Source organism: Rhizobium sp. BR 317 (assembly GCF_047445835.1).
Lineage (GTDB): Bacteria > Pseudomonadota > Alphaproteobacteria > Rhizobiales > Rhizobiaceae > Rhizobium > Rhizobium paranaense.
In genome coordinates, this window is the sequence record NZ_JARWLB010000001.1 from 180,935 (window position 1) to 207,052 (window position 26,118).

Below are 26,118 nucleotides of genomic sequence, written 5' to 3' on the forward strand. Positions count from 1 at the left end.
AATGTCGGAAACCATGGAAACCGAGCGCAACGACGTGCGCGAGGACGGGCGGCGCCCTCCCCGCGCCGTGGTCGGCTCCCATCGCGTCGAGGAAGAGATTTTCGGCAAGGTCTTCGATGGCAAGATCATCCGCCGCATTTGGAGCTTCGTCGGCCCCTATCGCCGCCAGATCTACATCTCGGTCGGCGCCGTGCTTCTCTTCACCGGGTCGCAGATCATCATCCCGCTCGTTATCCGCTATGCGATCGACCATGGGATGGCGGCTGGCGCTGTCAATTATTCGGCACTTTGGCTGGCCTTGGCGATCTTCGCCGCAGCTATTCTCGTCAACTACGCTGCAAGCTACGTGCAGGAGACCTTTGTCGGCGAGGTAGCGGAAGAAGTGCTCTTCGATATCCGCCGGGCGATGTTCGCGCATATTCAGCGGATATCGCTCTCCTTCATGGACAAGACCGAGGTCGGGCGGCTGATGTCACGCCTGCAGGGCGACGTCAACTCCATGCAGGAATTCCTTGAAACATCAGTGCTTTCCGTCGGCGATATTGCCCTGCTCTTCGGCATCATCGTCGTCATGCTGTTGCTCGATTTCCGGCTTGGTCTGCTGACGCTGTCGGTCATGCCTATCCTCTTCGTTGTCCGTCTTTTCTGGCTGCCGAAGGCGCGTGTCGCTTTCATGAACGCGCACGAGACAAATTCCGTCACCAGCGGCGCATTGGCCGAGGCGATCCACGGCGTACGCGCCGTTCAAGGCATGCACCGGCAGAGCGTCAATTTCGGCCTCTTCGACGATAAGGCCTATACCAATCTCAAGGCGCATCTGACTGCGGCGAGATACGCACAGATCATGGTGCCGATCGTCGATACGCTGACGGGCATGGCCATGGCCATCGTCATCATCGTTGGCGGGTCGATGGTACTGAACCATCGGCTCGATGTCGGCGTCATGGTCGCCTTCCTGTTCTACATTCAGCGCTTCTTCGACCCTATCCGCTCGCTCACCATGCAATATTCCGTCATGCAGCGCGCCATGGCCTCCGGCCAGCGGCTGACGGATGTGCTTGACGTGCCGATCGACATCCAGGATGCGCCTGATGCCAAGGTGCTGTCGTCTGATATGGACGGCTCGGTCGAATTCCGCGATGTCGTCTTCGGCTATAATTCGAAGCATCCGGTGCTGAAGAATGTCAGCTTCAAGGTCAATCCCGGTGAGACCGTGGCGCTGATCGGGCCGACCGGCTCAGGCAAGTCAAGCTCCATGGCCCTGATCCATCGTTTCTACGACGTGCAGCAGGGACAGGTGCTCGTTGGCGGCCATGACGTGCGCTCCCTCACCCAGGATTCGCTTGGCCGACAGATCGCCATGGTGCTGCAAGAGCCATTCCTATTCACGGGCACCGTGCTGGAGAACATTCGCTACAACAAAGCCGAGGCGACGCGTGAGGAGATCATCGAGGCTGCAAAGGCAGTGGGCGCGCATGAGTTCATCATGCGGCTTGCCGACGGCTACGACACCGTTCTCGGCGAGCGTGGCGGTGGCCTGTCGCTCGGCCAGCGCCAGCTCGTCAGCTTTGCGCGCGCCCTCATCGCCGACGCGAAAATACTCGTGCTCGACGAAGCCACAGCGAATATCGACAGTTACACCGAAATGCTGATCCAGAAGGCGCTGGTGAAGCTGCTCGAGGGACGCACCGGCCTCGTCATTGCCCATCGCCTCGCCACCATCCGCGAGGCTGATCGGATCATCGTGCTGCAGAACGGCCAGTTGATCGAGAGCGGCAATCACAATCAGCTCATGGCCAACGGCAAGCTCTATTCGAAGCTCTATAATCTCAACTACGCCTCGTTCGACGATATTCCCGAAGAGGAAGTCGTGGCATCTGTGCCAGTGGAATCGCGTACCTAGCAATTCCTTTTAAAACCGAACACATGGAGATTTAAGAGTTGATCACATTTTTCAGACGCTATGCAAAAGCGTCGCTGTCGATACTGTGGAGAGTTTTTCAGATCGTACTCATTGGAGGAGTAATATTTAACGGCGCTCCAGATCAGATATTTCAACACTTCTTCGGACTTACGGAATTCGGCATAAAGCTCGAACCGGTCTTGCGAGCCACATATTTCGCACTGATCTTCCTCATGCTTGCCTTCTGGAGATCCCTTGCCAGAACAATATTGTTCGAGAAAAGCTCATTATTTGCGGATGAGGTGTGGCGCGAAATCTACTTGATGCTTTTTGCCTGGGCATTGGTGTTAGCAACGCTAGACGCATTCTTAGCTCTGTATGCGCCAACCGAGATTTGGCTCGGCATTGTCCGCTCAACACCGTTTCTCTTATTATTGATCTATATTTTTCTCATTTCCTTCAGATACCAAGGAAAACTCAAGCCCATTGCAGACGTTCACGCATCTCCGCAAGACGCGGAATTGGCAACATACGGTTCACCCATGGGCATTGGTGGCATTGCGCCTTCGGCAAAAAGCGGAGCCGACTTGCATGATTCAGGAGATGGCTGAGGAATGGAAAGTGGCGGACGCGGTTAGGTGGATTGCCAGAATAGAGCTTTTTTAGGTGCATTTCCGTCTGCCATCCTCGCAAATGCGAGGTCCATAATATGTTCTTTTACGTGGCCGGAATCTCGGCTTTGGGCCGGCTAGGCTATTTTCGGTATTTACGCTGTGCAGCGGGACACCGCGCCACTCGAGCCTAGTGACTTGCATGATGATAGTCACTCATGCTATTCGCCTCGGCCATGCAGAGAACAAGCTTCAGTGCCTTCAAATGTCCCGCCGCCCGTGCGCTTGAAAGCGTCGGCGATTGGTGGAGCATTTTGATCCTGCGCGATGCGCTGCAGGGGCTGACGCGGTTTGATGAATTCCAGAAGAATCTTGGCGTTGCGCCGAATATCCTCACGCGCCGGCTAAAACATCTGACGGATGAAGGTTTGTTCGAGCGCCGCCTCTACAGCGAGCGGCCGCCGCGCTACGAATATGTGCTGACAGAAAAGGGGCGCGACTTCTTTCCTGTTCTCATGGCGCTGTTTACCTGGGGCAACCGGCATTTGCCGCCCGGGGAAGTGGCAATGCGTCTGGCCGACCCGGCGACGGGCGAGGATCGCGATCCCCTTCTGATCGACCGCGTGACCGGACGCGCCTTTCATCCCGAAGACACGATTCTGGTGCCCGGACCGGCGGCCGATGAGGCTGTCCACGAACGGATAGCGCAGATGAAGGCTTGGTTCCTGGGCTTCGACGCCTGATAAAATAGGAGTACCCGACTATGGATCGAATCGTCGTAACGGGCATGGGCCTGGTTTCGCCACTGGGCGTCGGTGTCGACGCCGCCTGGAAGCGGCTGATCGAAGGACGCTCGGGTCTTAGGCTTCTGCCGGAGACAATGGTCGGCGATCTTGCCGCCAAGGTCGGTGGTGTCGTACCGACCCTGGAAGAGGATAGCGAAGCCGGCTTCGATGTCGATCGCTACGTGCCGGTGAAAGACCAGAAGAAGATGGATCGCTTCATCCTCTTCGCCATGGCGGCCGCCGAAGAAGCGATCAAACAAGCCGGTTGGCAGCCGACCAATCCCGAAGAGCTAGAACGCACTGCCACGGTCATCGCCTCCGGCATCGGCGGCTTTCCGGCGATCGCCGATGCTGTACGCACTGCCGAGACGCGCGGCGTGCGGCGGCTCTCGCCCTTCACCGTCCCCTCCTTCCTCGTCAATCTGGCGGCCGGCCAGGTCAGCATCCGCTATGGCTACAAGGGGCCGCTCGGCGCGCCGGTGACGGCCTGTGCGGCAAGCGTCCAGGCGATCGGCGATGCGGCGCGGCTCATCCGTGCCGGCGAAGCCGATGTGGCGATCTGCGGCGGTGCGGAGGCCTGCATCGACAAGGTCAGCCTCGGCGGCTTTGCGGCGGCGCGCGCACTCTCCACCGGCTTCAGCAACCGACCCGAAGAAGCCTCCCGTCCCTTCGACGTCGGCCGCGACGGTTTCGTCATGGGCGAAGGCGCCGGCATGCTGGTGATCGAGACGCTGGACCATGCTCTGGCGCGCGGCGCTGTCCCGCTTGCCGAACTCGTCGGCTACGGTACCGCCGCCGATGCCTATCATATGACAGCCGGCCCGGAAGATGGCGACGGTGCGCGCCGGGCGATGCTGGCGGCTCTTTCTCAAGCCCGCATTTCGCCCGGTGAGGTCCAGCATCTCAACGCGCATGCCACCTCCACACCGGTTGGCGACCGCGGCGAGATGGAGGCGATCAAGACGGTGTTCGGCCGCGATGGCGGCATCGCCGTCAGCGGCACGAAGGCGGCGACGGGCCATCTTCTGGGTGCGGCCGGCGGCCTGGAAGCGGTCTTCACCATCATGGCATTGCGCGATCAGATTGCGCCTCCAACTCGCAATCTGCAGGAGGCGGACGCGGCGGCTCAGGGCATCGATATTGTCGGCGCGACCGCGCGACCGATGGCAATGGAATATGCCATTTCCAACGGTTTCGGGTTCGGTGGCGTGAATGCCAGCGCTCTGTTCCGCCGCTGGCATTAGTCGGGCTTGGCTTCGGCGACCATCGGACCATAGGCGCTGATGCCGGCGCCCCTCAGTCGTCCCTTCTGCGAAGGCTCAAAGCGCGCTATGCTCTCCCGGATATTGCCGGAGATCGTCCATGCGCGCCTTATCTCTCGCAGCCGCCTTCTGCATCACCCTCGCCTTCGCGCCGGCCGCACGAGCGGAAGATCCGGTGCAGTCGGCCCAGACGCTGATTCAGCAACAGATCGAAGCTTTCCTGCGCGATGATGCGGCTTCGGCCTATTCCTTCGCTGCACCCGACATCCAGGCGCTCTTTCCGGATAAGGACACCTTCTTCGCAATGGTGAAGAGAAGCTATCAGCCGGTCTACCATCCCGGCAACTACGCCTTCGGCAAGAGCCGCGCCCTCGACAACGGCGCTGTCGTCTATCAGGAAGTGCTGATCACCGGCACGGACGGCAAGGACTGGACGGCGATCTATCAGATCACCCATCAGCCCGATGGCAGTTACAAGATAAACGGCGTGCAGATCCTGCCGAACACGACGAGCGAGGGAATTTGACCGGAGTTGCGTCTGCTAACATCGATCAAATCCCCATCACGCTTAGATGAGCTTTAGCCGCCCGCCTTGATGAAACTGACGGGCTGAACCGTCGCCCCATCAAACGCAGGCCGGGGTAAGGGAACGGCTACGCTAGACGTTGGCGTTGCGCTGATACTTGCAGTCGTCATCGGATCCGGCTTTGGGATCGGGATCTGGTCTGCAGTTGGCAACAAAATCGGAAATTGCGTTGTCGCGACCGTTTTCACAGGCACGTAGTTCATCGCAACTTCATAGGCCGGCAGCGGCGCCGGCGTTTCAAGTGCCCCGTCCTGCCCGCGTTTCTCATAGAAAGCGTTTCCGCCGGCCACGGCAACATAGTGCATGTTATTGTAAGGGAACTTCAGGCCCTCGGTATGGAAGAACATAGCATCCTTTACGTCCGGATGCCGTTGTCCGCCGAGAACCGCCGATGCCGCTTGGTCGAGCTCGGGTTCGGCCAGATCGCTGACCACCCTCGTCATGACTCCCGGCGCAAATTGCCTTTGTTGCGAGACTACGCCGCAGATTGACGGCGGATAAGCGCCCGAGGTCAACCTGTTCATCACGACCGTTCCTACTGCCAGGTATCCGGCATGGTCCGAGTGCTCCGACTCGAAATACATGGCCCGTTTCAAACAGTCGCGATCTTTTGCGGTGTAGTTGTAAGTTACCTTCGTCGGTCGAATGGACTTGGAAGAGTTGTTGCTGGCCGAGGGTGCTTTCGCCACCGTCGTACAGCCCGTGGCCGCCAATCCGACAAAAATTAGTCCGGAAAGACAGGTCCCCAATGCGCGTTGCGCCCTCAACGGCAGGTGCCTCCTATTTTATTAGTGAGCCCTTATCGATTAAGTGGGATGCTTTGTAGCCGAAGTTCTAAGGAATTTCAAACGTAAAGCATCAAAAAATGGCCAGCGAATCTTATCATCGGCGAACGATGTTTATTTCGATTCACTGTTTTTCCAAATGCTTTTATATTGCGGCATCATCATGGCCCGCTTGGGAAAGGTCGGCACATTTCCGCCGCACTTCCTCATTTAAAAATCGAGAATTACACCGTACCCTATTGGTATAATTTACTATTTTTTTAAACCTGCGAACGGAAGACATTAGCCGCATTTACGTTCAACGGCGAAAAATTTTTACACCGGCTCCAGATCGCCTCTCGCCCAATTCTCCTGGGTCTCGGCCATGAAATCGGCAAAGCGGCCTTCGGCGATCGCCTGGCGGATGCCCTGCATCAGCTCCTGGTAGTAGGAGAGATTGTGCCAGGAAAGCAACATGCCGCCCAGCGCCTCATTGGCGCGGACGAGATGGTGCAGGTAGGCGCGGGAATAGTCGCGCGAGGCCGGGCAGTTCGATTGATCATCGAGCGGGCGCATGTCCTCGGCGTGCCGGGCATTGCGGATATTCACCTTGCCGCGACGGGTGAAGGCCAGGCCGTGGCGACCGGAGCGGGTCGGCATCACGCAATCGAACATATCGATGCCGCGTGCGACGGATTTCAGAATATCGTCCGGGGTGCCGACGCCCATGAGATAACGCGGCTTCTCCTTCGGCAGTTCGGGAAGGGTGATCTCGAGCATGCGCAGCATGACTTCCTGCGGCTCACCGACGGCAAGGCCGCCGACCGCATAACCCTTGAGGTCCATGCCGCTCAGCGCCTGCGCGGAACGGACGCGAAGCTCCGGAACGTCACCGCCCTGCACGATACCGAACATGGCTTTGCCGGGCTGATTGCCGAAAGCCACCTTGCAGCGTTCCGCCCAGCGCAGCGACATTTCCATCGCGCGCTCGATTTCCTTGGGCGTCGCCGGCAGCGCCACGCATTCGTCGAGCTGCATCTGGATGTCGGAGCCAAGCAGGCCCTGGATCTCGATCGAACGCTCCGGCGACATATGATGCGTGCTGCCGTCGACATGCGATTTGAAGGTAACGCCCTTCTCATCAAGCTTGCGCAGGCCGGAGAGCGACATCACCTGGAAGCCGCCGGAGTCGGTTAGGATCGGGTGCTGCCAGCGGATCAGTTCGTGGAGGCCGCCGAGACGGGCGACGCGCTCTGCGGTCGGGCGGAGCATCAGGTGATAGGTATTGCCGAGGATGATGTCGGCACCGGTCTCGCGTACCTGATCGAGATACATGGCCTTGACGGTACCGACCGTACCGACCGGCATGAAGGCCGGCGTGCGGATCGCGCCGCGCGGCATGGAAACTTCGCCGAGACGGGCGCCGCCATCGGTCTTCTTCAACTGGAACTGAAAGCTCTCGCTCATTTCGTCTTAGTCTTTCCGGTAGAGCAGGCTGCCATCGCCATAGGAATAGAAGCGATAGCCTGTCTCAATAGCATGGGTGTAGGCCGCGCGCATGGTATCAAGGCCGGCAAAGGCCGATACCAGCATGAACAGCGTCGAACGCGGCAGATGGAAATTGGTCATCAAAAGATCGACCGCCTTGAATCGATAGCCGGGCGTGATGAAGATCCCGGTCGCGCCATGCCAGGGCTTGATCGTTCCATCGTCGCCAGCCGCACTTTCGATCAAGCGGAGCGAGGTCGTGCCGACGCAGACGATGCGCCCTCCCCGCGCCTTCACGGCATTCAGCTTCGTCGCCGTCGTCGCGTCGACATAGCCGATCTCGAAATGCATCTTGTGATCTTCGGTGTCGTCGGCCTTGACCGGCAGGAAGGTGCCGGCGCCGACATGCAGCGTCACGAAATGCCGCTCGACGCCCATGGCATCCAGCGCGACAAACAGCGACCGGGTGAAATGCAGCCCCGCGGTCGGGGCAGCGACGGCGCCCTCCTCGCGAGCGTAGATCGTCTGGTAGTCGGCGCGGTCGCGCTCATCCTCGGGGCGCTTGGCAGCGATATAGGGCGGCAGCGGAATATGGCCGACAGTGGCGATCGCCTCATCCAGCGCCGGACCGGAAAGGTCGAAGCGCAGCGTGATCTCTCCACCCTCGCCCTTCTCCTCCACCACAGCATCAAGTGCACCAAGGATGCAGACATTTTCGCCATGGCCGAACTGGATGCGATCGCCGATCTTGATACGCTTGCCCGGCTTGGCAAAGGCTTTCCAACGGTCGGGTGCCGCGCGCATATGCAGCGTCGCCGACACCTGCTGGCCGGGCGCGCCATCGCGATGACGAATGCCTTCCAACTGAGCCGGGATGACCTTTGTGTCATTGAAGACGACAGCGTCGCCCGGTCGTAGGAACGACGGCAGATCGCGGATCTGATAGTCGCGCAGAGTCGCTTCACCACCATTCGGATCGACGACGAGCAGGCGCGCGCTGTCGCGCGGCTCGGCGGGCCTCAGCGCAATGCGCTCATCCGGCAGGTCGAAATCGAAAAGGTCAACGCGCATTCAGGCAATCTCAGCAAAGCGAAACCCGCCCCCAACGCCGAAGCGCGAGAGGCGGGCTTCAGGAATAATCACGATCAGACGTCGGCGGCAACCCGTGCGGATACGATCGAATCCGGATCACGCACCGGCTCGCCGCGCTTGATCTGGTCGACGAATTCCATGCCGGAGATAACCTGACCCCAAACGGAGTACTGCTTGTTCAGCCACGGAGCATCGGCAAAGCAGATGAAGAACTGCGAGTTGGCCGAGTTCGGGTTCTGCGAACGGGCCATCGAGCAGGTGCCGCGAATGTGCGACGTGGCGGAAAATTCAGCCTTCAGGTCCGGCTTGGAGGAGCCGCCCATGCCGGCGCGACCGGGATTGAAGCTTTCGCTGCCCTGCTTGCCATACTGAACGTCGCCGGTCTGGGCCATGAAGCCGTCGATGACGCGGTGGAAAACGACGCCGTCATAAGCCTTCTCGCGGGCAAGTTCCTTGATGCGGGCGACATGCTCGGGCGCTACCTGCGGCAGCAACTGAATGACGACCTGACCCTTGGTGGTTTCCAGGATGAGGGTGTTTTCGGGATCCTTGATCTCAGCCATTTTCGTTTCCTCTTCTCTTCTCGAATCTTACTTCTTGCCGACCGTAACCTTGACCATGCGGTCGGGGTTGCTCACTTCGCCGTTCTGGCCTTCGCCGCGCTTGATCTTGTCGACCAGCTCCATGCCGGAAACGACCTTGCCGACGACCGTGTACTGGCCATTCAGGAAGTCGCCGTCACCGAACATGATGAAGAACTGCGAGTTGGCGGAATTCGGATCCTGGGCGCGGGCCATGCCGACCGTGCCGCGCTTGAACGGAACCTTGGAGAACTCAGCCGGAAGGTTGGGCATATCGGAGCCGCCGGTACCGGCCTTCTGGGGATTGTAGCCCTTCGACATGTTGCCGTACTGCACGTCGCCGGTCTGGGCCATGAAGCCGTCGATGACACGATGGAAGGCGACGTTGTCGTATGCACCCTTCTTCGCCAGCGCTTCGATCTGCGCGACATGCTTCGGAGCAACATCCGGCATCAACTGAATGACGACGGGACCATCCTTGAGCTGGATCGTCAGAAAATCGTCGGCCGCTGCCGAGAAGGCGCTGCCTGCGAAGGCGGCGAGGCTGAGAAAACCTGCCAATGCGAGATGAAAGAGTTTCATGGGTGCTCCGTTCGGAAGATGAATTTCGGCCAGTCTTTTATTGGACCGTATCTTTTAACTTGCCCATCAGGGCTTCAAGAACCGCTGCTGGCACGAAAGCGCTGACATCGCCGCCCATGGATGCGATCTGCCGCACCAATGTGGCGGTTATAGGCCGCGATGCCGTGCCGGCCGGCAGAAACAGGGTCTGAATATCGGGCGCCATCTGGCGGTTCATGCCCGCCATCTGCATTTCATAGTCGAGATCGGTGCCGTCGCGCAGGCCACGCACCAAGAGACTCGCGCCATGCTTGCGAGCCGCATCGACCACCAGATTGTCGAAGGCGACGACGGAAATATCGCCGACCTTCTGCGGCAGCGCCTCGGCGAGCGATCGGGTGATCAGTTCCGCCCGCTCCTCGAAGGAAAAAAGCGGTTTCTTGCCAGGATGAATGCCGATCGCGACGATAACCTTGGAGGCGACGTTCAGCGCCTGCACGAGGACATCCAGATGTCCATTGGTCATCGGATCGAAGGATCCAGGATAAAAGGCTGTCGTCATACCAAACCGGCCCATTGTTTCGACGCCTTTTGTCACGGATGGGCCGGTATCGCAAGTCATTTACAACCCCTTGGCTGCCTCTGAACAGCAGATGAATGCGGCGTTCAAGCCCGTTTCAGATCAACAATGCTTTATTCGCATCAACATCGAAACGGGCCGCTTTCATCGGCCCACCGCCTCCGGCTTAGGGAAGATCAGGCCATGTTGGTCCTCATTGTTGCAGTTGCCATTATCGGCTCTTTCGTCGTCGAATACCTCGTTCATCTTTTCGCGGACAACTACGAAATAGAATGGGCGCCCCAGGCCGACACCACCAATTCTGCACAAGAAATCGTCATTGCCATGCGTAAAACGCATCGCGAAATCGCGAATCTGAACGCCAGATGAACAAGGCATTCAAGGTCGCTTCAGACGGACGTTGGTAAACAGAGGCTCAACATCAGGCGGAACCAATCACCAGCCGCTGCGTTAAAGCCCGAACCTTAGATTTGCTCATTGCGGTAAGAAGGAAACAGAGTATGCCCGATAAGATCACCCTTATTAATGTTGTTTGGATGACCGTAATTTCGGGAATGCTTGCAGCGACAATCGCTCTCTATGATCAAAAGCCTGACCAGTCGAAGATCTACGGTCCCTTTGCTTCGGCTCGTCCCTTCGTTACCACCAGCCAGTATTAAGGGATCTGAACGCTAGTTCCACGAGAGGAAGGGAGCGATCATGTTCACGATATTAACGGTGCTTACGCTCTTCATCAGCAGCATGTTCGTTGTGTCCGTCGCGTCCACAATCTCAGCGCTCCATCGCGAAAGCGAAGAGAGCAAGAAGCTGAACAAGCACCATAAGGCGCTTTGAACGACAAAGTATTCCGATATCTCCCCATCCCGAGTGCGGCCCTCCAATCGCTCGGGGTAATTTGAACCGGACGCTCCCCCAGCGTCCGGTTTTTTGTGCCCATTACACCGCGAGCCTCTTACCGCTGCCGCAAGATGCTGGTTTGCGCGAAGACACGCGGCAATCGCGTCAAACGTGCTATGGCTATTCAGTTTTCATAGGGGATCGACGTGCGCATTGTTCTTACCGGCAGCTCAGGGCGGCTCGGCCGTGCGATCTTCAACGCTTTGGCGCCAAATCACGCGGTTGTAGCGGTCGATCGCTCACCGTTTTCGACAACGCATCTCGTCGGAGATTTTGCGGATGCGGTGCTGTTGCGCGAAGCGCTGACGGGCGCGGATGCGATCGTCCATTGCGCAGCCCTGCACGCGCCTCATGTCGGAACGATCTCCGATGACGAGTTCCATCGCGTCAATGTCGAAGGAACACGTCTGCTGGCTGAGGCATCCTTGGCAGCCGGCGTGAAGCGACTGGTCTTTACCAGCACGACGGCGCTTTACGGCCACACGGTTCTTCCGGGCCGCTGCACGTGGATCGACGAAGACACCGTGCCACAACCCAGAAGCATCTATCATCGCACGAAGCTGGAAGCCGAGCGGATATTGGAGGATATGGCCGGCCCGGATCTGCAAGTGCGGATTTTGCGCATGTCTCGCAGCTTTCCAGAACCGGCAAATGTAATGGCTGCCTATCGGCTGCATCGCGGCGTCGATATCCGAGATGTCGCGGATGCTCATGCTGCGGCACTGACGAACAACGGTGATCATTTTCAACGGCATATCATCTCCGCCGGCACGCCATTTATACCAGAGGATTGCGAGGCGCTCGCCGTCGATGCGGCCTCCATCATCAAATTGCGCGCGCCAAGGCTTGCCGCCGAATTCACGCGACGAAGCTGGCCTTTGCCGCAAAGCATCGATCGTGTTTACGCATCGAAATCTGCAGGCACCGCCCTCAGATGGCACTCGCGCTTCGGCTACGATGAGATTTTCGCACAGTTGGAGCGAGGAAGCCTGGAGGTTCTTCCTCCCTTTTCCCAAAGCAACAAGCAATCGGAATAGGAACTACCGCGATCATTCGGCAAGCTCTGCTTGGGCTATGCCCCAAAAACAATCGCATGAGCCTGTGGTGAGGCTCATGCGATTGAAAACATTCCATTGGTACTTACGAGCGCCTGTTAGGCTGCAAGCTTCCCTCGTTGGAACTCAGCGAAGGATTTACTCCTCGCTGCCGCCCTCGGCATCACCGTTCGAGACTTCCGCATCACCGTTCGGAACCTCGTCCTCGGCACCATTGTCACCCGTATCGTCCTCGCCATCCGGCTCGCTGATGCGCTCGACCGAAACGACCTTCTCATCCTTGGCGGTCGAGAAGATGGTGACACCCTTGGTCGCACGGCTGGCAATGCGGATGCCGTTGACAGGAACACGGATCAATTGGCCGCCATCCGAGACGAGCATGAGCTGATCGCCTTCCGCAACGGGGAAGGCGGCCACAAGCTCGCCGATCTCGCCGGTCTTCGACGTATCAGTGGCGCGGATACCCTTGCCGCCGCGGCCGGAAATGCGGAAATCGTACGAAGACGAGCGCTTGCCGAAGCCTTTTTCCGAGACCGTCAGCACGAATTGTTCCAGCGCCTTCAGCTCTTCATAGCGTTCATCGCTAAGCTGTCCCTCTTCGGTGACTTCTTCACCGACCAGCGCGATTTCCTCATCCTCGCCCGTGGTCGAGCGGCGATCGCTGGCAGCGCGCTTGAGATAGGCGGCACGCTCCCACGGCTCGGCGTCGACGTGATTGACGATGGTCATCGAGATGATGCTGTCGCCCGACGCCAGCGTAATGCCGCGAACGCCGATGGAATTGCGGCCAGCAAAGACGCGAACATCCGAAACCGGGAAGCGGATACACTGGCCGAGCGCCGTCGTCAGAAGCACGTCATCATGTTCGGTGCAGGTCTCGACGGAGAGGATTTCGTCGCCCTCCTCCTCCAGCTTCATGGCGATCTTGCCATTGCGGTTGACCTGAACGAAATCCGACAGCTTGTTGCGGCGCACTGTGCCGCGCGTCGTCGAGAACATGACGTCGAGATTGTCCCAGGTGCTCTCGTCTTCCGGCAGCGGCATGATCGTTGTGATGCGCTCGCCGGGCTCCAGCGGCAGCATGTTGATCAGCGCCTTGCCGCGCGACTGCGGCGTACCGATCGGCAGACGCCAGACCTTCTCCTTGTAGACGATGCCGTGCGACGAGAAGAATAGAACCGGCGTATGCGTATTCAAAACAAATAGCCGGGTAACAAAATCCTCGTCGCGCGTGGTCATTCCGGAGCGGCCTTTGCCGCCGCGGCGCTGGGCGCGATAGGTGGTCAGAGGCACGCGCTTGATGTAGCCGAGATGCGAAACCGTGACGACCATATCCTCGCGAGCAATCAGGTCTTCATCGTCCATCTCCAGGCCGCCGTCGACGATCTCGGTGCGGCGCGGCGTGCCGAATTCGTCGCGAACGGCAATAAGCTCTTCTTTTACAATGGCTTGGATGCGGACGCGCGACGACAGTATCTCGAGATAGTCCTTGATCTCGGCACCGATCTTATTCAATTCATCGCCGATTTCGTCGCGGCCGAGTGCCGTCAAGCGGGCAAGACGCAGTTCGAGAATTGCGCGCGCCTGCTCTTCGGAAAGATTGTAGGTGCCGTCGTCATTGATGCGGTGACGTGGGTCATCGATTAGCCGGATAAGGGATTCGACGTCTGCGGCCGGCCAGCGACGCGTCATCAGTTCTTCGCGGGCCGATTGCGGATCGGGCGCGTGGCGGATAACGCGGATGACTTCGTCGATATTGGCGACGGCGATGGCGAGACCGACCAAGACGTGCGCGCGTTCGCGCGCCTTACGCAGCAGATACTTGGTTCGGCGGCTGACCACGTCCTCGCGGAAGGAGACGAAAGCCCGCAGCATGTCGAGCAGGGTCAACTGCTCCGGCTTGCCGCCGTTCAACGCGACCACGTTGGCGCCGAAGGAGGTCTGCAGCGGCGTGTAGCGATAAAGCTGATTGAGGATGACGTCGGCATTGGCATCGCGCTTCAGCTCGATCACCACGCGATAGCCCTGACGGTCGGATTCGTCGCGCAGGTCGGAGATGCCTTCAATGCGCTTTTCGCGCACGAGTTCGGCCATCTTCTCGATCATCGTCGCCTTGTTCACCTGATAGGGAATTTCGGTGATGATGATCTGTTCGCGGTCACCGCGCATCGGCTCGATCGTCGCGACGCCGCGCATGACGATGGAGCCGCGTCCGGTTTCGTAGGCCGAACGGATCCCGGCACGGCCGAGAATCTTGGCACCGGTCGGAAAATCCGGACCCGGGATGATCTGCATGATGTCCGGCAGCTCGATCGCCGGATTGTCGATCAGCGCAATGCAGCCGTCGATCACTTCGGAGAGGTTATGCGGCGGGATATTGGTCGCCATGCCGACGGCGATGCCGCCGGAGCCGTTGACCAGCAAGTTCGGGAACTTTGCCGGCACCACGACAGGCTCGCTCAACGTGCCGTCATAGTTCTCGCGGAAATCGACGGTTTCCTTATCGAGGTCGTCGAGCAGCGAATGAGCCACCTTTTGCAGGCGGCATTCCGTATAACGTTCAGCCGCCGGCGGGTCGCCATCAACGGAGCCGAAATTGCCCTGACCATCGATCAGCGGCAGGCGAAGCGACCAAGGCTGCGCCATGCGGGCAAGCGCGTCGTAAATCGCCAGGTTGCCGTGCGGATGGTATTTACCCATCACGTCACCGGTGACGCGGGCGCATTTCACATATTTCTTGTTCCAGTCGATCCCGAGTTCCGACATGCCGTACAGAATGCGCCGATGGACGGGCTTGAGACCATCGCGAACATCGGGAAGCGCGCGGCTGACGATCACGCTCATCGCGTAATCGAGATACGACCGCTGCATTTCCTCCATAATGGAAATTGGCTCGATGCCTGGCGGGAGCTTCCCGCCACCGGGTGGTGTTTGCTCAGTCAAAACAGATCACGATCTCTTTTAGAATCACTGCGAAATTTATAGCCGAAAGGCCCTGCAAGCGCCAATTTTGACGGGTGCTTTTAAACAGGCTTTTGCCCTCTTAACCCGCTAAATCGCACATTTCCGTGGCAGAAGGTTTTGGTTACACCGCATTGCGCTTTGCGAAACGTCATTCCTCGCATATCAATGGGCTAATAACGAATAGAAACAAATGTCCCGGGGGTTATATGGCGAGCGCGGATACGCTGATCAATGCCTTCACAACGCTGCTCGTCACGGTCGACCCCCCAGGTCTTGCTCCACTCTTTATCGGCCTTACAGCCGGTATGAACCGGGCCCAGCGCCATCAGGTGGCGCTGCGCGGCTCGCTGATTGCTTTCTTCATCATGGCGGCCTTTGCCTTGTTCGGCGCGAGCGTGCTCGGCATTCTCGGCATTTCCATCGGCGCGTTCCGCATTGCCGGCGGCCTGCTGCTCTTCTGGATCGCTTTCGAGATGGTGTTCGAGAGACGGCAGGACAGAAAGGAAAAAGCGACGGAGGTCGCAATCACCAAGGATCATATCCAGAATATCGCGGTATTTCCCCTGGCTCTGCCGCTGATCGCCGGTCCCGGCGCCATTTCGGCAACCATCCTGCTGGCCGGTTCGCTTCAGACAATGTTCGACCGAGCCCAGTTGATCGTCGTTATCGCCGTCAATCTCGGGCTGGTCTACGGGGCTTTGGCGATCTCGGACCGGCTCGACCGCATGCTGGGATCAACCGGCCGCGCCATCCTGACGCGCCTGCTCGGCGTCATCCTCGCCGCGCTCGCCGCCCAATTCGTGGTGGACGGCGCGAAAGCGGCACTGAAGCTCACATAGACTGAAGCATACAAGCAAAGACCCGCCGGAAAAGCGGGCCTGTTCAACTCAATTGGCATGACCACCGAACAAGGCGGCGATCAAAACGGGATATCGTCGTCCAGATCGCGCGAGAAATTGCTGCCGCCGCTGCTTGCGGCGCCGCTACGGCCACCGCTAGCGCCACGACCGGAGGACTGCGACGAAGGCTGGCCATAGTCGTCACCGCCATAGTCGCCACCGTAACCAGCGCCAAAGTCACCGCCGCCTCGTCCACCGCGACCGCCTTCGACAGCGCCGCCGCCTTCGCCACGGCCATCCAGCATGGTCAGTGTCGAATTGAAGCCCTGCAACACGATTTCGGTCGAATAACGATCCTGGCCGTTCTGATCCTGCCACTTACGCGTCTGAAGCGCGCCCTCGATATAGACCTTGGCACCCTTCTTCAGATACTGCTCAGCAACCTTGCAGAGACCTTCATTGAAGATCACGACGCGGTGCCATTCCGTCTTTTCCCGGCGCTCGCCGGAATTGCGGTCGCGCCAGGTTTCCGACGTCGCGATATTGAGGTTGGCGATCGGACGGCCGTCCTGCGTACGGCGGATTTCCGGGTCCGCCCCGAGATTTCCAACCAGAATTACCTTGTTCACACTACCGGCCATGATTACCTACCCTGCTTGCCGCCCATCGACGGCTTCCCAAATTCTATCCAAGCACCTTAGACCATTGCCGCCATCAGGCGCTATTTATGCGGCACCATCTGCCGCGCTCATCCACAGACATTATATGACATGCGAAATCACATGTGGCCTTGACCCAAAGGCAAATTTGTTCTTTCTTTGTTCTAATTCACCTCTATGATCCTGTCAACCGAATCGAAAACCCGGCGCTGTCCTTCATTTCAGCCTCGACTCACGGGCGAGCATCACTAAATAAGGGCAGACACCAAGGGACCGCAGACGACGATGAGTGAACTGAAGACTATTTCCATACGTGGCGCACGCGAGCACAATCTCAAGGGGATCGATCTCGATCTTCCGCGCAACAAGCTGATCGTCATGACCGGCCTTTCCGGCTCGGGCAAATCCTCGCTCGCCTTCGACACGATCTATGCCGAAGGACAACGCCGCTATGTCGAGAGCCTGTCGGCCTATGCGCGGCAGTTCCTGGAGATGATGCAGAAGCCGGATGTCGACCAGATCGACGGCCTGTCGCCGGCGATTTCGATCGAGCAGAAGACCACGTCGCGCAACCCGCGCTCGACGGTCGGCACCGTTACCGAAATCTACGACTATATGCGTCTTCTGTTTGCCCGCGTCGGCGTGCCCTATTCACCGGCAACCGGCCTGCCGATCGAGAGCCAGACGGTGAGCCAAATGGTCGACCGCGTGCTCGCCTTCGGCGAAGGTACCAGGCTTTATATCCTGGCGCCGCTCGTGCGCGGCCGTAAGGGCGAATACAAGAAGGAACTGGCGGAGCTCATGAAAAAGGGCTTCCAGCGCGTCAAGGTCGACGGGCAGTTTTACGAGATTGCCGATGTCCCGGCGCTCGACAAGAAATACAAGCACGACATCGACGTTGTGGTCGACCGTATCGTCGTCAGACCCGATGTCTCGGCTCGCCTGGCGGACAGCTTCGAAACCTCGCTACGTCTCGCCGACGGCCTTGCCGTTGCAGAATTCGCTGATAAGCCGTTGCCGCCGGAAGAAACCGCGGCCGGCGGCTCCGCCAACAAGTCGCTGAACGAGACGCATGAACGCGTGCTGTTTTCGGAAAAATTCGCCTGCCCGGTTTCCGGCTTCACCATTCCGGAAATCGAGCCGCGGCTCTTCTCGTTCAACAATCCCTTCGGCGCCTGCCCTTCCTGCGACGGGCTTGGCTCACTGCAAAAGATCGACTCGGCCCTGATCGTACCGGAACCGGAGCGCACGCTGCGCGACGGCGCGATCGCGCCCTGGGCCAAATCGACCTCGCCCTATTACAATCAGACGCTGGAAGCGCTCGGCAAGCATTACGGCTTCAAGCTCGGCAGCCGCTGGAGCGACCTGTCCGACACGGCGCAGGACGTTATTCTGAATGGCACCGAGGATAAGATCGAGTTCCACTACGCCGACGGTGCCCGTTCCTATACGACGCACAAGAATTTCGAAGGCATCGTGCCGAACCTCGAGCGGCGCTGGAAGGAAACGGATTCCGCCTGGGCGCGCGAGGAGATCGAGCGTTTCATGTCGGCCGCGCCCTGCCCGGCTTGCAACGGCTATCGCCTGAAGCCGGAAGCGCTGGCGGTGAAGATCAACAAGCTGCATATCAGCCAGGTCGCGGAAATGTCGATCCGGGTCGCTCGCGACTGGTTCAATGTGCTGCCGGAAACGTTCACCGACAAGCAGAACGAGATCGCCGTGCGTATCCTCAAGGAGATCCGCGATCGACTGCGTTTCCTCAACGATGTCGGTCTCGAATATCTGAGCCTATCGCGCAATTCCGGCACGCTGTCCGGCGGCGAAAGCCAGCGTATTCGCCTGGCCTCGCAGATCGGCTCGGGCCTGACGGGCGTGCTCTATGTCCTCGACGAACCGTCGATCGGCCTGCATCAGCGCGACAATGCCCGGTTGCTGGAAACGCTGAAACATCTGCGTGACATCGGCAATACGGTGATCGTCGTCGAACACGACGAGGATGCGATCCTGACGGCGGATGATGTCGTCGATATCGGTCCCGCCGCTGGCGTACATGGCGGCCAGGTGGTGGCGCATGGCACGCCGCAGGACATCATGGCCAATCCGAAATCGCTGACCGGCAAATATCTCTCCGGCGAACTCGGCGTGCCCGTTCCCGACGAGCGCCGCAAGGCCAAGAAGGGCAAGGAGATCAAGGTTATCGGCGCGAGAGGCAACAACCTCAAGAACGTCACTGCCTCGATCCCGCTTGGCGTCTTCACCGCGGTCACCGGCGTTTCAGGCGGCGGCAAGTCCACCTTCCTGGTCGAGACGCTCTATAAGTCAGCCGCACGCCGCGTCATGGGCGCACGCGAAATCCCGGCCGACCACGATCGCATCGATGGCTTCGAACATATCGACAAGGTGATCGATATCGACCAGTCGCCGATCGGCCGCACGCCGCGATCGAACCCGGCGACCTATACCGGCGCCTTCACGCCGATCCGCGATTGGTTTGCCGGCCTGCCGGAGGCCAAAGCGCGCGGCTATCAGCCGGGCCGCTTCTCCTTCAACGTCAAGGGCGGCCGTTGCGAAGCCTGCCAGGGCGATGGCGTCATCAAGATCGAAATGCACTTCCTGCCCGACGTCTACGTTACCTGCGACGTCTGCCACGGCAAGCGCTATAACAGGGAGACCCTGGACGTCACCTTCAAGACCAAGTCGATCGCCGATGTGCTCGACATGACGGTCGAAGAAGGCGTCGATTTCTTTGCGGCTGTTCCTGCCGTGCGCGACAAACTGCAATCTCTGAAGGATGTCGGTCTCGGCTACATCAAGGTCGGTCAGCAGGCCAATACGCTTTCGGGCGGCGAAGCACAGCGCGTCAAGCTGGCCAAGGAGCTGTCGAAGCGATCGACCGGGCGCACGCTCTATATCCTCGACGAACCGACCACCGGCCTGCACTTCCACGACGTCGCCAAGCTGCTGGAAATGCTGCACGAACTGGTCAACCAGGGCAATTCGGTTGTTGTCATCGAGCATAATCTCGAGGTCATCAAGACGGCCGACTGGATCCTCGACTTCGGTCCCGAAGGCGGCGACGGCGGCGGCGAAATCGTCGCCGCGGGCACGCCGGAGACGATCGTCAAGGAGAAGCGATCCTATACCGGCCAGTTTCTGAAGGAACTGCTGGAGCGGCGGCCAATGAAGAAGGTAGCGGCGGCGGAGTAAGTTAGCCTCGCCGATCAATGGAGGAGAGAATGACCACTGCAGGCACGATCCGAACCGGTATCGGCGGCTGGACCTTTGAGCCCTGGCGCGGGACATTCTATCCCGACACGCTCAAGCAGAAGGACGAACTCAATTTTGCCAGCCGCAAGCTGAAGGTGATCGAGGTCAACGGCACCTATTACAGCACGCAGAAGCCGGAGGTTTTTGCCAAATGGGCTGCCGATGTTCCTGGTGGTTTCATCTTCTCACTCAAGGCGACACGTTTCGTCACCAACCGGCGGGTGCTTTCCGAGGCCGGTGAATCGATGCAGCGCTTTCTTGAATCCGGCATCAGCGAACTGGGCGATCATCTCGGGCCGCTTCTCTGGCAATTCGCGCCGACCAAGAAGTTCGATCCGGATGATTTCGAGGCGTTCCTTAAATTGCTGCCGGACAAGCAGGACGGCTTGGCGCTGAAGCATGTTGTCGAGGTCCGGCATGACTCGTTCAAAGTGCCGGAATTCATCGCTTTGCTCGCCAAATACAATGTCGCGCCGGTTTGCGCCGAGCATTTCGAATATCCGATGATCGCCGATGTGACCGCCGATTTCGTCTATGCCCGCCTACAGAAGGGATCCGACGACATCAAGACCTGTTATCCGCCGAAAGAATTGAAGGCCTGGGCGAAGCGGTTGGAAACCTGGGCGGAGGGCAAGATACCCGATGACCTGGCGCTGATCGATGGGGATCGCAAGGTCAAGGCTGAGCCGCGCGACGTCTTTGCCTTCATGATCCATGAAGGCAAGGTCAATGCTCCGCATGGCGCGATCGCGCTGCAGGAGGAAGTGGCTAAGTAATCGCTCTATCCCTTTGCTTTTACGCATTCCGGACGGAAAACCGCTTCGCACTTTTCCTGGAATTGCTCTTAGAAGGGAGCAACATGGGCGACGAGATCTTCGGCCGTCAGCCCTTTGCCTGCGCGCTGCCCGGCAAGGCCATGCAGCCAGACACCGGCCGCCGCCGCTTCAAACGCAGATGTGCCCTGCGCCAGGAGCCCGCCGATGATGCCGGCGAGCACGTCGCCGGAGCCGGCGGTGGCAAGCCATGGCGGCGCGTTGGCATTGATCAAAGCCCGGCCGTCGGGTGCGGCGATAACGCTGTCGGCACCTTTATAGATGATGGCGGCATGGGCGCGCGCTGCTGCCGCCCTCGCCTTCTCGACCTTGCTTAATGCGTCATCGGCAGCAAGATCGGGAAATAAGCGGGCGAATTCGCCCTCATGCGGCGTCAAGACCAGGCGTGTCGGGCCCTCCGAGAAAGCATCGAACAAGTGCTGCGGTTCATCGCGAAACGAAGTGATGCCATCGGCGTCGAGGACCAGATGGCGGTCACTCACAGCCAGCGCGAATTGCCGGGCCTTCTCGCCGGCGCCGAAACCGGGACCGAGGACGAAAGTCGAGAGGCGCTGGTCGGTGAGCCAGGCGCGCAAGGCGGCCTCGTCGTCGACTGCGCGCAGCATGATCGCCGTCAGCAGCCCGGCATTGACGGACAGCGCCTGTTCCGGCGAGGCGATGGTGACGAGCCCTGCCCCCGCCCTCAGCCCCGCCATGGCCGACATGCGGGCAGCACCCGTGGCGGTCGCACCGCCGGAAAAGACCACCAGATGACCGCGCTTGTATTTATGGGTGTCCGTGTCAGCCGGGGGCAGGTCCGCCTGCCATTGCACCGGCATGTTTTCTGCGATCAGGCCGTTCGCATGGGCGCGGACAATGCGCGCGGGAATGCCGATGTCGAAAACTTCCAGCGCGCCACAAAGGTCGCGACCTGGCATCAGCAGGTGACCGGGTTTGCGGGTCATGAAGGTGACCGTGCGAACGGCGCGAAAGGCAGCACCCAGCACCTGCCCACTGCGGCCGTCGAGACCCGAGGGCAAGTCGACGGCGATGACGGGAATGCGGGCCTCGGCAATTTCTGCGATGATCGCCGCCACCTCATCGGAGACGGGACGGGACAGGCCAGCGCCGAAAATGGCGTCGATGACGATGTCTCCCGGGCGCGGCGCATACCGCCCGAGCGCCTCTCCATCATCAGGACAATCCTTAAAGGCGCGGGCGGCATCTCCTTTCAATATTTTGGGATCGCCAAGGTGAAAGACCCGAACCTCCGCACCGGTTTGCCGTAGGGCGCGCGCCGCGACATAGCCGTCGCCGCCATTATTGCCGGGGCCGCAGAGCACGATAAATCGCAGGGCCTCCGGGAAATGCCGAAGGGCGCTCGCAGCCACCGCCTGGCCTGCCCTTTCCATAAGTCCGTAGGAGTCGATGCCAGAGGCGGCAGCCGCCTGATCGACAGCGGCCATATCCTCGGGCGAAAGAAGCAGATCGGCGAGCGGTGACATCATGATGGACGCCATTGAATGCGAAACCTGCCTGAAAAACAATCGCCATTCCGAGGCATCATTTGCCCACATATCGCGCATTTGCATAATAATTACGCAAACACATCCAAAATCCTCCCGAAGTACAATTGTGAGAAATACAGCACTTTTTTGCAAAATTTTGCTTATCTCGTGCATTTCGGTGCGAAATCGCTTCCATTTTTCCGAAAAATCCTCATCAATCCGGGGTCTCGGCATCAATTCGCCGGGATTTTTTACGGCAGGCCTCCGTAAACTGGCATGATACATGCATCAGGTTGGCCAAGCGGGGAATGGTCCTGCTGTAACGGGAGAAGCGGAGAGACATTTTCTCATGAAAAAGATCGAAGCGATCATTAAGCCTTTCAAGCTGGACGAAGTGAAGGAAGCCCTTCAGGAAGTCGGTCTGCAGGGCATCACTGTCACGGAAGCGAAGGGCTTCGGTCGTCAGAAAGGCCACACGGAGCTTTACCGTGGCGCCGAATACGTCGTCGACTTCCTGCCTAAGGTGAAGGTCGAAGTCGTATTGGCGGACGAAAATGCGGAAGCGGTGATCGACGCCATCCGCAAGGCTGCGCAAACCGGCCGGATCGGCGACGGAAAGATTTTCGTCTCCAATGTGGAAGAGGTCATTCGAATCCGCACCGGAGAAACAGGTATAGACGCCATCTAACCGGCCCGGCCGTCAACGCCGAGGCTCGTAATCGTCATCTAAGTCAAGGGAAGTAGTTTTAATGACGACCGCAAGCGAAATTCTCAAACAAATCAAGGATAACGACGTCAAGTTCGTTGACCTGCGGTTCACGGATCCCAAGGGCAAGCTGCAGCACGTCACGATGGACGTCGTCTGCGTCGACGAAGACATGTTCGCCGATGGCGTCATGTTCGACGGCTCCTCGATTGGGGGTTGGAAGGCCATCAACGAGTCCGACATGGTGCTGATGCCCGATACCGACACGGTTCACATGGATCCGTTCTTCGCGCAGTCCACCATGGTCATCCTCTGCGACATTCTCGATCCGGTCTCGGGCGAAGCCTACAACCGCGATCCGCGCGGCACCGCCAAGAAGGCCGAAGCCTACCTCAAGGCATCCGGCATCGGCGACACCGCTTTCTTCGGCCCGGAAGCCGAATTCTTCGTCTTCGACGACGTCAAGTACAAGGCCGATCCGTACAACACCGGCTTCAAGCTCGACTCCAGCGAATTGCCGTCCAACGACGATACCGACTATGAAACCGGCAACCTCGGCCACCGTCCGCGCGTCAAGGGCGGCTACTTCCCGGTTCCGCCGGTCGACAGCGCCCAGGACATGCGTTCGGAGATGCTGACGGTTCTCGCCGAGATGGGCGTCGTCGTCGAAAAGCATCACCACGAGGTCGCGGCTGCCCAGCATGAGCTCGGCATCAAGTTCGACACGCTCGTGCGCAACGCCGACAAGATGCAGATCTACAAGTACGTCGTTCATCAGGTCGCCAACGCCTATGGCAAGACGGCAACCTTCATGCCGAAGCCGATCTTCGGCGACAACGGCTCGGGCATGCACGTTCACCAGTCGATCTGGAAGAGCGGCAAGCCGACTTTCGCCGGCGACGAATATGCTGGTCTCTCCGAGAGCTGCCTCTTCTACATCGGCGGCATCATCAAGCATGCCAAGGCGATCAACGCCTTCACCAACCCGTCGACGAACTCCTACAAGCGTCTCGTCCCGGGCTATGAGGCTCCGGTTCTGCTCGCCTACTCGGCTCGCAACCGCTCGGCTTCCTGCCGTATCCCGTTCGGCTCCAACCCGAAGGCAAAGCGCGTCGAAGTTCGCTTCCCCGACCCGACCGCCAACCCTTATCTCGCCTTTGCCGCCATGCTGATGGCCGGCCTCGACGGCATCAAGAACAAGATCCATCCGGGCAAGGCCATGGACAAGGACCTGTACGATCTGCCGCCGAAGGAGCTGAAGAAGATCCCGACGGTCTGCGGCTCGTTGCGCGAAGCGCTCGAAAGCCTGGACAAGGACCGCAAGTTCCTGACCGCCGGCGGCGTCTTCGACGACGATCAGATCGATGCCTTCATCGAGCTAAAGATGCAGGAAGTCATGCGCTTTGAAATGACCCCGCATCCGGTTGAATACGATATGTACTACTCGGCATAAGAACCGAGGTGAAAGCCCCGGTCAGCCGGGGCTTTTGCTTGCTGGCAAGCGTAAGGCAGACGTATTTTCGGTCGCGGCTGCCTTACTGGACATTACAATTCGTGTATCGCGCAATCGAACAATGTAGGGCGAACAGCGTTGATCGAATGTGACGATTGCATGAAGGAAACGGGGCAAAATCCTTGATATCGGCGGTGGAATTCACCACATGATTGCTTGAAAGGAAGTCGCGCCATGAAAGAACGCTACGCAAAATTCAACATAGGCGACGTGGTTCGGCACCGGATGTTTCCCTTCCGCGGTGTCATCTTCGACGTCGATCCGGAATTCTCCAACACTGAAGAGTGGTGGAATTCCATCCCGGCAGAAGTGCGGCCCAGCAAGGACCAGCCCTTCTACCACCTTCTCGCCGAAAACGACGAGACGGAATATGTCGCATACGTGTCCGAGCAGAACCTGATCAGCGACGAAAGCGGTGTCCCGCTCCGTAACCCGCAGATTGCTCAGATCTTCGATAAAGCGCCCACAGGCGAGTTCAAGCCCAAGATGAGCTTCGCCCACTAAGCGTCAATTTCATGCAAGTTTTCGAAGGGAAGACGCTCCCAACGTCTTCCCTTTCGTTTTGAGCGGACACCGGCCAATTGCCGGCATCCAGTAACAGTTCGCGGCGATGACGATCGACGTCAGAAATTCCTCAGGGGCTTGCATTCGACTCACCTGTAGCTCCGCAAGCGGCAGTATGATGCGTCAAGCTTGAATACCTTCATCCGGCAAATGAAAAAACCGCTCGCAACAATCGGTTGCAAGCGGTTTTTGATTTTAGTCGGGAATCACTTCCCGGATCTGGCCAGGCGGGATCAGCCAATCGCCAACCCCTGCAAGCCCTGCGGCTTACTGCTGCTTTGCAGCCTTCTGGGCGTCTTCCAGCTTCTTGCGAGCTTCTTCGGCCTTCTTCTGCATGCTGTCCTGCAGGCTCTTCTGGCTTTCGGCCAGCTTCGAGTCGGAGATTGCCGCGCCGTCATAGGCAGCGCCGAAGCCTTCGAGCGAGATCTTGATCGGGTTCGGAGCGCGACGGAAGTTGATCGAGGTGAAGGTCACGTCGGTGCCCTTCTTCAAGGCTGCGATCATGGCGTCGGTCAGCGGCACTTCGGCCGTGCACTTGTCCGGCAGACATACGGCGTAATCGATCTTCTGGCCCTTGCCACCGTCGACCTGCATGGTGATGCCGGGAGCGATCAGACGTGCGGTCGGAACGGAAATCTGAAGGATCTTGCGGTTGACCTTGCCGTCGACCGAGATGAGGCCGACTGCAGTCACCAACTGGCCGTTGTTGGCCATGATCAGGTTCTGAACGATGCAGATGTCGGCGTCGTCCTGCTTGGTGCAGGTCTTGTACCAGCCGAGGCGCGGCTGAGCGGCGTTACCGCCACCATCAGCAGGAGCTGCATCCGAGGCATCTTGAGCGAAAGCAGCAGCCGGAAGCGCTGCACCGATCATGAGAGCCAGAGCAGAAAGTCCTGCCCGCATTTTGTTGTCAGTCTTGAACGTCATAGCGAAACCGCCTCCTGAAATCCGATGCGGGACGACAGCCTGCCGCCCCATGCCAATCGGGTCAAACCGCCGTCCACCTGTCGAAAGATTAAGGCAAATGCATGACCCGAGAAACCCGGCACCCCTGTTACATCGCACCGGCGCGGATATCCAGCTTTTCTTTGGTCTTTTCTGTCGAGACCTAAGAATTCCCG

General features: G+C 59.0%; 25 protein-coding genes. 15 read left to right on the forward strand and 10 right to left on the reverse strand.

Annotation, left to right across the window (positions count from 1 at the left end):
- Position 1: 1 nt before the first annotated feature.
- From QD357_RS00880 to QD357_RS00900, 5 genes are all read left to right on the forward strand, one after another.
- Complete coding sequence (locus QD357_RS00880; RefSeq protein WP_107108016.1) at positions 2-1,903, forward strand: ABC transporter ATP-binding protein; 1,902 nt, start codon at positions 2-4, stop codon at positions 1,901-1,903.
- Between the two features lie 38 nt (positions 1,904-1,941).
- Positions 1,942-2,514 carry a hypothetical protein gene (locus QD357_RS00885; protein ID WP_107108015.1) on the forward strand — a complete coding sequence of 191 codons (573 nt, stop codon included), beginning with the start codon at positions 1,942-1,944 and terminating at the stop codon, positions 2,512-2,514.
- Between the two features lie 236 nt (positions 2,515-2,750).
- A complete protein-coding gene (locus QD357_RS00890) occupies positions 2,751-3,257 on the forward strand; it encodes a winged helix-turn-helix transcriptional regulator (protein ID WP_107108147.1) in 507 nt (168 codons plus the stop codon).
- 20 nt (positions 3,258-3,277) lie between these two features.
- Positions 3,278-4,543: a beta-ketoacyl-ACP synthase II gene (fabF, locus tag QD357_RS00895; protein WP_107108014.1), complete on the forward strand. Its 1,266-nt coding sequence runs from the start codon at positions 3,278-3,280 to the stop codon at positions 4,541-4,543.
- A gap of 118 nt (positions 4,544-4,661) precedes the next feature.
- A complete protein-coding gene (locus QD357_RS00900; protein ID WP_107108013.1) occupies positions 4,662-5,087 on the forward strand; it encodes a DUF4864 domain-containing protein in 426 nt (141 codons plus the stop codon).
- A 53-nt stretch (positions 5,088-5,140) separates the two neighbouring features.
- Here the strand turns inward: QD357_RS00900 and QD357_RS00905 are convergent, their stop codons facing one another.
- The 6 genes from QD357_RS00905 to coaD form a co-directional block, all read right to left on the reverse strand.
- Positions 5,141-5,914 carry a cell wall hydrolase gene (locus tag QD357_RS00905; protein WP_107108012.1) on the reverse strand — a complete coding sequence of 258 codons (774 nt, stop codon included), beginning with the start codon at positions 5,912-5,914 and terminating at the stop codon, positions 5,141-5,143.
- 333 nt (positions 5,915-6,247) lie between these two features.
- The gene (gene tgt, locus QD357_RS00910) at positions 6,248-7,378 is read right to left on the reverse strand and encodes a tRNA guanosine(34) transglycosylase Tgt (RefSeq protein WP_107108011.1); all 1,131 of its coding nucleotides are present in this window, start codon (positions 7,376-7,378) and stop codon (positions 6,248-6,250) included.
- 6 nt (positions 7,379-7,384) lie between these two features.
- On the reverse strand, positions 7,385-8,470 hold the full coding sequence (gene queA / locus QD357_RS00915) for a tRNA preQ1(34) S-adenosylmethionine ribosyltransferase-isomerase QueA (RefSeq protein WP_107108010.1): 1,086 nt from the start codon (positions 8,468-8,470) through the stop codon (positions 7,385-7,387).
- Positions 8,471-8,544: 74 nt separating this feature from the next.
- Positions 8,545-9,054: a peptidylprolyl isomerase gene (locus QD357_RS00920; RefSeq protein ID WP_107108009.1), complete on the reverse strand. Its 510-nt coding sequence runs from the start codon at positions 9,052-9,054 to the stop codon at positions 8,545-8,547.
- A gap of 27 nt (positions 9,055-9,081) precedes the next feature.
- Positions 9,082-9,654 (reverse strand): peptidylprolyl isomerase, encoded by a 573-nt coding sequence (locus QD357_RS00925; RefSeq protein ID WP_107108008.1) that lies wholly within the window; start codon positions 9,652-9,654, stop codon positions 9,082-9,084.
- Positions 9,655-9,691: 37 nt separating this feature from the next.
- Positions 9,692-10,195 (reverse strand): pantetheine-phosphate adenylyltransferase, encoded by a 504-nt coding sequence (coaD, locus tag QD357_RS00930; RefSeq protein WP_107108146.1) that lies wholly within the window; start codon positions 10,193-10,195, stop codon positions 9,692-9,694.
- A 126-nt stretch (positions 10,196-10,321) separates the two neighbouring features.
- Here coaD and QD357_RS00935 point away from each other — a divergent pair, with 126 nt between their 5' ends.
- From QD357_RS00935 to QD357_RS00950, 4 genes are all read left to right on the forward strand, one after another.
- Complete coding sequence (locus QD357_RS00935; protein ID WP_246451047.1) at positions 10,322-10,582, forward strand: hypothetical protein; 261 nt, start codon at positions 10,322-10,324, stop codon at positions 10,580-10,582.
- Between the two features lie 131 nt (positions 10,583-10,713).
- Complete coding sequence (locus tag QD357_RS00940; RefSeq protein ID WP_181316044.1) at positions 10,714-10,872, forward strand: hypothetical protein; 159 nt, start codon at positions 10,714-10,716, stop codon at positions 10,870-10,872.
- Positions 10,873-10,912: 40 nt separating this feature from the next.
- Positions 10,913-11,047 carry a hypothetical protein gene (locus tag QD357_RS00945; RefSeq protein ID WP_280951160.1) on the forward strand — a complete coding sequence of 45 codons (135 nt, stop codon included), beginning with the start codon at positions 10,913-10,915 and terminating at the stop codon, positions 11,045-11,047.
- A 209-nt stretch (positions 11,048-11,256) separates the two neighbouring features.
- The gene (locus tag QD357_RS00950) at positions 11,257-12,147 is read left to right on the forward strand and encodes an NAD-dependent epimerase/dehydratase family protein (RefSeq protein ID WP_107108007.1); all 891 of its coding nucleotides are present in this window, start codon (positions 11,257-11,259) and stop codon (positions 12,145-12,147) included.
- 156 nt (positions 12,148-12,303) lie between these two features.
- Here QD357_RS00950 and gyrA read toward each other — a convergent pair whose 3' ends face one another.
- Positions 12,304-15,108 (reverse strand): DNA gyrase subunit A, encoded by a 2,805-nt coding sequence (gyrA, locus tag QD357_RS00955; protein WP_107108006.1) that lies wholly within the window; start codon positions 15,106-15,108, stop codon positions 12,304-12,306.
- A 227-nt stretch (positions 15,109-15,335) separates the two neighbouring features.
- Here gyrA and QD357_RS00960 point away from each other — a divergent pair, with 227 nt between their 5' ends.
- On the forward strand, positions 15,336-15,968 hold the full coding sequence (locus QD357_RS00960) for a MarC family protein (RefSeq protein ID WP_107108005.1): 633 nt from the start codon (positions 15,336-15,338) through the stop codon (positions 15,966-15,968).
- Between the two features lie 80 nt (positions 15,969-16,048).
- Here the strand turns inward: QD357_RS00960 and QD357_RS00965 are convergent, their stop codons facing one another.
- Entirely contained in the window at positions 16,049-16,609 is a 561-nt protein-coding gene (locus tag QD357_RS00965; protein WP_107108004.1) for a single-stranded DNA-binding protein, read from the reverse strand.
- Positions 16,610-16,912: 303 nt separating this feature from the next.
- Between QD357_RS00965 and uvrA the strand changes: the two genes are divergently transcribed.
- Both uvrA and QD357_RS00975 read left to right on the forward strand, forming a co-directional pair.
- A complete protein-coding gene (gene uvrA, locus QD357_RS00970; protein WP_107108003.1) occupies positions 16,913-19,834 on the forward strand; it encodes an excinuclease ABC subunit UvrA in 2,922 nt (973 codons plus the stop codon).
- A gap of 29 nt (positions 19,835-19,863) precedes the next feature.
- On the forward strand, positions 19,864-20,670 hold the full coding sequence (locus QD357_RS00975) for a DUF72 domain-containing protein (protein WP_107108002.1): 807 nt from the start codon (positions 19,864-19,866) through the stop codon (positions 20,668-20,670).
- A 68-nt stretch (positions 20,671-20,738) separates the two neighbouring features.
- On the opposite strand, the gene QD357_RS00980 is transcribed toward QD357_RS00975, so the two are convergent.
- Complete coding sequence (locus QD357_RS00980; protein WP_107108145.1) at positions 20,739-22,214, reverse strand: NAD(P)H-hydrate dehydratase; 1,476 nt, start codon at positions 22,212-22,214, stop codon at positions 20,739-20,741.
- 349 nt (positions 22,215-22,563) lie between these two features.
- On the opposite strand from QD357_RS00980, the gene QD357_RS00985 reads away from it, so the two are divergent.
- The 3 genes from QD357_RS00985 to hspQ all read left to right on the forward strand — a co-directional run bounded on the left by QD357_RS00985 (position 22,564) and on the right by hspQ (position 24,937).
- Positions 22,564-22,902, forward strand: coding sequence for a P-II family nitrogen regulator (locus QD357_RS00985; protein WP_003539626.1), 339 nt, complete (start codon positions 22,564-22,566; stop codon positions 22,900-22,902).
- A gap of 61 nt (positions 22,903-22,963) precedes the next feature.
- Entirely contained in the window at positions 22,964-24,373 is a 1,410-nt protein-coding gene (gene glnA / locus QD357_RS00990) for a type I glutamate--ammonia ligase (RefSeq protein ID WP_107108001.1), read from the forward strand.
- Between the two features lie 234 nt (positions 24,374-24,607).
- Positions 24,608-24,937 (forward strand): heat shock protein HspQ, encoded by a 330-nt coding sequence (gene hspQ, locus QD357_RS00995; protein WP_107108000.1) that lies wholly within the window; start codon positions 24,608-24,610, stop codon positions 24,935-24,937.
- A 327-nt stretch (positions 24,938-25,264) separates the two neighbouring features.
- Here hspQ and QD357_RS01000 read toward each other — a convergent pair whose 3' ends face one another.
- Positions 25,265-25,924: an invasion associated locus B family protein gene (locus QD357_RS01000; RefSeq protein ID WP_107107999.1), complete on the reverse strand. Its 660-nt coding sequence runs from the start codon at positions 25,922-25,924 to the stop codon at positions 25,265-25,267.
- Positions 25,925-26,118: the final 194 nt, after the last annotated feature.

Bases quoted from the DNA above. Each gene is read 5' to 3' on its own strand.
- QD357_RS00960 (WP_107108005.1), top strand. From the start codon at position 15,336: ATGGCGAGCGCGGATACGCTGATCAATGCCTTCACAACGCTGCTCGTC.
- QD357_RS00985 (WP_003539626.1), top strand. From the start codon at position 22,564: ATGAAAAAGATCGAAGCGATCATTAAGCCTTTCAAGCTGGACGAAGTG.
- glnA (WP_107108001.1), top strand. From the start codon at position 22,964: ATGACGACCGCAAGCGAAATTCTCAAACAAATCAAGGATAACGACGTC.
- QD357_RS00980 (WP_107108145.1), bottom strand. From the start codon at position 22,214: ATGATGTCACCGCTCGCCGATCTGCTTCTTTCGCCCGAGGATATGGCC.
- coaD (WP_107108146.1), bottom strand. From the start codon at position 10,195: ATGACGACAGCCTTTTATCCTGGATCCTTCGATCCGATGACCAATGGA.
- QD357_RS00945 (WP_280951160.1), top strand. From the start codon at position 10,913: ATGTTCACGATATTAACGGTGCTTACGCTCTTCATCAGCAGCATGTTC.
- hspQ (WP_107108000.1), top strand. From the start codon at position 24,608: ATGAAAGAACGCTACGCAAAATTCAACATAGGCGACGTGGTTCGGCAC.
- QD357_RS00965 (WP_107108004.1), bottom strand. From the start codon at position 16,609: ATGGCCGGTAGTGTGAACAAGGTAATTCTGGTTGGAAATCTCGGGGCG.
- fabF (WP_107108014.1), top strand. From the start codon at position 3,278: ATGGATCGAATCGTCGTAACGGGCATGGGCCTGGTTTCGCCACTGGGC.
- QD357_RS00940 (WP_181316044.1), top strand. From the start codon at position 10,714: ATGCCCGATAAGATCACCCTTATTAATGTTGTTTGGATGACCGTAATT.
- queA (WP_107108010.1), bottom strand. From the start codon at position 8,470: ATGCGCGTTGACCTTTTCGATTTCGACCTGCCGGATGAGCGCATTGCG.
- tgt (WP_107108011.1), bottom strand. From the start codon at position 7,378: ATGAGCGAGAGCTTTCAGTTCCAGTTGAAGAAGACCGATGGCGGCGCC.
- QD357_RS00975 (WP_107108002.1), top strand. From the start codon at position 19,864: ATGACCACTGCAGGCACGATCCGAACCGGTATCGGCGGCTGGACCTTT.
- QD357_RS00900 (WP_107108013.1), top strand. From the start codon at position 4,662: ATGCGCGCCTTATCTCTCGCAGCCGCCTTCTGCATCACCCTCGCCTTC.
- QD357_RS00920 (WP_107108009.1), bottom strand. From the start codon at position 9,054: ATGGCTGAGATCAAGGATCCCGAAAACACCCTCATCCTGGAAACCACC.
- QD357_RS00925 (WP_107108008.1), bottom strand. From the start codon at position 9,654: ATGAAACTCTTTCATCTCGCATTGGCAGGTTTTCTCAGCCTCGCCGCC.
- QD357_RS01000 (WP_107107999.1), bottom strand. From the start codon at position 25,924: ATGACGTTCAAGACTGACAACAAAATGCGGGCAGGACTTTCTGCTCTG.
- QD357_RS00890 (WP_107108147.1), top strand. From the start codon at position 2,751: ATGCAGAGAACAAGCTTCAGTGCCTTCAAATGTCCCGCCGCCCGTGCG.
- QD357_RS00880 (WP_107108016.1), top strand. From the start codon at position 2: ATGTCGGAAACCATGGAAACCGAGCGCAACGACGTGCGCGAGGACGGG.
- uvrA (WP_107108003.1), top strand. From the start codon at position 16,913: ATGAGTGAACTGAAGACTATTTCCATACGTGGCGCACGCGAGCACAAT.
- QD357_RS00935 (WP_246451047.1), top strand. From the start codon at position 10,322: ATGCTTTATTCGCATCAACATCGAAACGGGCCGCTTTCATCGGCCCAC.